This window comes from Streptomyces sp. NPDC001407 (assembly GCF_042895325.1).
GTDB lineage: Bacteria > Actinomycetota > Actinomycetes > Streptomycetales > Streptomycetaceae > Streptomyces.
This window is the reverse complement of the sequence record NZ_JBIAWF010000058.1, coordinates 1-3,411: the sequence shown is the minus strand read 5'-3', so window position 1 is coordinate 3,411 and position 3,411 is coordinate 1. Positions and strand designations below refer to the sequence as shown.

At 58.2% G+C, this 3,411-nt stretch carries 2 rRNA genes (1 of these 2 only partly in view); both read right to left on the bottom strand.

The features are described 5' to 3' along the window. A 23S ribosomal RNA gene (locus tag ACFY1P_RS35280) occupies positions 1 to 1,549 on the bottom strand (it extends 1,601 nt beyond the left edge of the window). A 277-nt stretch (positions 1,550 to 1,826) separates the two neighbouring features. Beyond that, a 16S ribosomal RNA gene (locus ACFY1P_RS35275) occupies positions 1,827 to 3,352 on the bottom strand. The 16S and 23S rRNA genes sit together here, the layout of an rRNA operon. Between the last annotated feature and the right edge of the window lie 59 nt (positions 3,353 to 3,411).

Below are 3,411 nucleotides of genomic sequence, written 5' to 3'. Positions count from 1 at the left end.
GGATTCGATATTGGGCGTTTCAAAGCGGGTACCGGAATATCAACCGGTTGTCCATCGACTACGCCTGTCGGCCTCGCCTTAGGTCCCGACTTACCCTGGGCAGATCAGCTTGACCCAGGAACCCTTAGTCAATCGGCGCACACGTTTCCCACGTGTGTATCGCTACTCATGCCTGCATTCTCACTCGTGAACCGTCCACAACTCGCTTCCGCGGCTGCTTCACCCGGCACACGACGCTCCCCTACCCATCCCAGTCCCCGTTGGGGGTATGTACTGGAATGACACGACTTCGGCGGTACGCTTGAGCCCCGCTACATTGTCGGCGCGGAATCACTTGACCAGTGAGCTATTACGCACTCTTTCAAGGGTGGCTGCTTCTAAGCCAACCTCCTGGTTGTCTCTGCGACTCCACATCCTTTCCCACTTAGCGTACGCTTAGGGGCCTTAGTCGATGCTCTGGGCTGTTTCCCTCTCGACCATGGAGCTTATCCCCCACAGTCTCACTGCCGCGCTCTCACTTACCGGCATTCGGAGTTTGGCTAAGGTCAGTAACCCGGTAGGGCCCATCGCCTATCCAGTGCTCTACCTCCGGCAAGAAACACACGACGCTGCACCTAAATGCATTTCGGGGAGAACCAGCTATCACGGAGTTTGATTGGCCTTTCACCCCTAACCACAGGTCATCCCCCAGGTTTTCAACCCTGGTGGGTTCGGTCCTCCACGAAGTCTTACCTCCGCTTCAACCTGCCCATGGCTAGATCACTCCGCTTCGGGTCTTGGGCGCGCTACTCATTCGCCCTGTTCGGACTCGCTTTCGCTACGGCTTCCCCACACGGGTTAACCTCGCAACACACCGCAAACTCGCAGGCTCATTCTTCAAAAGGCACGCAGTCACGACTGTATGTGCAAGCACACACAGCGACGCTCCCACGGCTTGTAGGCACACGGTTTCAGGTACTATTTCACTCCGCTCCCGCGGTACTTTTCACCATTCCCTCACGGTACTATCCGCTATCGGTCACCAGGGAATATTTAGGCTTAACGGGTGGTCCCGCCAGATTCACACGGGATTTCTCGGGCCCCGTGCTACTTGGGTGTCTCTCAAACGAGCCGTTGATGTTTCAGCTACGGGGGTCTTACCCTCTACGCCGGACCTTTCGCATGTCCTTCGCCTACACCAACGGTTTCTGACTCGTCTCACAGCCGGCAGACTGTGAAAGAGAGATCCCACAACCCCGCATGCGCAACCCCTGCCGGGTATCACACACATACGGTTTGGCCTCATCCGGTTTCGCTCGCCACTACTCCCGGAATCACGGTTGTTTTCTCTTCCTGCGGGTACTGAGATGTTTCACTTCCCCGCGTTCCCTCCACACTGCCTATGTGTTCAGCAGCGGGTGACAGCCCATGACGACTGCCGGGTTTCCCCATTCGGACACCCCCGGATCAAAGCTCGGTTGACAGCTCCCCGGGGCCTATCGCGGCCTCCCACGTCCTTCATCGGTTCCTGGTGCCAAGGCATCCACCGTGCGCCCTTAAAAACTTGGCCACAGATGCTCGCGTCCACTGTGCAGTTCTCAAGCAACGACCAGCCACCCATCACCCCCACCTTTCAGCGGAGTGCACTGGGGCCGGCATCGCGAAGGTCCGAAACTCTCGTTCCGTACCCTCAGATACCCAACAGCGTGCCCGGCCCAGTTCTCTCAGGTTCACGTTCCACGCCGAAGCAGTACTAGTGACCCTCAAGAACTGTGCCGAATAGTCAACGTTCCACCCATGAGCAACCGTGCGAGTCATTCGCTCGCAGTCGGCTATGTGCTCCTTAGAAAGGAGGTGATCCAGCCGCACCTTCCGGTACGGCTACCTTGTTACGACTTCGTCCCAATCGCCAGTCCCACCTTCGACGGCTCCCTCCACAAGGGTTGGGCCACCGGCTTCGGGTGTTACCGACTTTCGTGACGTGACGGGCGGTGTGTACAAGGCCCGGGAACGTATTCACCGCAGCAATGCTGATCTGCGATTACTAGCAACTCCAACTTCATGGGGTCGAGTTGCAGACCCCAATCCGAACTGAGACCGGCTTTTTGAGATTCGCTCCACCTCACGGTATCGCAGCTCATTGTACCGGCCATTGTAGCACGTGTGCAGCCCAAGACATAAGGGGCATGATGACTTGACGTCGTCCCCACCTTCCTCCGAGTTGACCCCGGCAGTCTCCTGTGAGTCCCCATCACCCCGAAAGGCATGCTGGCAACACAGAACAAGGGTTGCGCTCGTTGCGGGACTTAACCCAACATCTCACGACACGAGCTGACGACAGCCATGCACCACCTGTACACCGACCACAAGGGGGCGACCATCTCTGGCCGTTTCCGGTGTATGTCAAGCCTTGGTAAGGTTCTTCGCGTTGCGTCGAATTAAGCCACATGCTCCGCTGCTTGTGCGGGCCCCCGTCAATTCCTTTGAGTTTTAGCCTTGCGGCCGTACTCCCCAGGCGGGGAACTTAATGCGTTAGCTGCGGCACGGACGACGTGGAATGTCGCCCACACCTAGTTCCCAACGTTTACGGCGTGGACTACCAGGGTATCTAATCCTGTTCGCTCCCCACGCTTTCGCTCCTCAGCGTCAGTATCGGCCCAGAGATCCGCCTTCGCCACCGGTGTTCCTCCTGATATCTGCGCATTTCACCGCTACACCAGGAATTCCGATCTCCCCTACCGAACTCTAGCCTGCCCGTATCGAATGCAGACCCGGGGTTAAGCCCCGGGCTTTCACATCCGACGCAACAAGCCGCCTACGAGCTCTTTACGCCCAATAATTCCGGACAACGCTTGCGCCCTACGTATTACCGCGGCTGCTGGCACGTAGTTAGCCGGCGCTTCTTCTGCAGGTACCGTCACTTGCGCTTCTTCCCTGCTGAAAGAGGTTTACAACCCGAAGGCCGTCATCCCTCACGCGGCGTCGCTGCATCAGGCTTTCGCCCATTGTGCAATATTCCCCACTGCTGCCTCCCGTAGGAGTCTGGGCCGTGTCTCAGTCCCAGTGTGGCCGGTCGCCCTCTCAGGCCGGCTACCCGTCGTCGCCTTGGTAGGCCATCACCCCACCAACAAGCTGATAGGCCGCGGGCTCATCCTGCACCGCCGGAGCTTTCAACCCGCCAAGATGCCTCGGCAGGTATTATCCGGTATTAGACCCCGTTTCCAGGGCTTGTCCCAGAGTGCAGGGCAGATTGCCCACGTGTTACTCACCCGTTCGCCACTAATCCACCACCGAAGCGGCTTCATCGTTCGACTTGCATGTGTTAAGCACGCCGCCAGCGTTCGTCCTGAGCCAGGATCAAACTCTCCGTGAATGCTTACCGGATATCCGGTGACACTCGCGTTGAGCGGCACAGCCAGGCGGAATAAGCCC